The organism is Vibrio sp. 811 (genome assembly GCF_033339195.1).
This window is the reverse complement of sequence record NZ_JAWOUB010000139.1, coordinates 1-994: the sequence shown is the minus strand read 5'-3', so window position 1 is coordinate 994 and position 994 is coordinate 1. Positions and strand designations below refer to the sequence as shown.

The window sequence follows — 994 nt, the reverse complement described above, 5'->3', positions numbered from 1 at the left end:
AAGCTCTTCAGGCACCAGTGATTCCACTTTTACGCTATCCGGTTCAATATCCAGACCAGACTCACGCGCTAAGATAACCAGTTTACGCATGACATCCGAGCCATCTAAATCAGCACGCGGATCCGGTTCTGTTAATCCTTGCTGCCACGCTAAATCGACCAACTCATTAAACGGCACCGAGCCATCAAACTGCTGGAACAGCCAAGAAAGTGTTCCCGAGAAGATTCCGGATAGCGCCACAATCTCGTCACCACTTTCACGCAGATCTCGCACGGTATGGTTGATAGGTAACCCTGCCCCAACCGTCGCGTTGTAGAGCCAGTAACGACCGATTTTCGCGAATGCATCTTGCACTTGATGGTAGTACTGACTGTCGGCAGAGCCTGCAACTTTGTTAGCAGAAATTAAATGAATGCCTTGCTGAGCGATATCAACATAACGTTGCGCCAACTCTTTGCTCGCGGTCACGTCCAATACCACGGCTTCATCATAACCTTGTAAATCGCCTAACCGACTCAGCCACGTCCCATCGTTCTCAATACTTTCATCATCAAACTTGTCGGCAACCGCCGCCGCATCAATACCTTTTTCATCAAACCAATATGTCTGGCTATCGACAACGGCGACTAAGTCAAAGCTCATACCGTGGCGTTTTTCGAGTTCTGTTTTCTGAGTCGCAAATAGATTTAACCAGCTAGAACCGATATTGCCTTTGCCACATAACGCTACCGCTACGCGCTTTTGCGCTTGGAATAACTGGCTGTGAATCAACTGCACTAATGCTTCGGTATCGGTGCGACGCAGTACCGCAACTAGGCTTAAACCTGATTCAGTTTCAGAAACAAATTCAACTGGTGCGTGCTTCAATTTTTGGTAAAAACCAAAACAATGGTTGGCATTCTTCGTTACGCCCGCTCCGACAGCGGCCACAAGTGAATAGCCTTCTTTGAGTTTGATTTCAGCTTCAACTGCAAGATCTTGTAGATACTTCAGC

At 47.6% G+C, this 994-nt stretch carries 1 pseudogene; it reads right to left on the bottom strand.

What is annotated here, in order from left to right:
* Positions 1–994 (bottom strand): annotated as a pseudogene (metL, locus tag R7Q46_RS25390) (bifunctional aspartate kinase/homoserine dehydrogenase II); the annotation flags it as partial.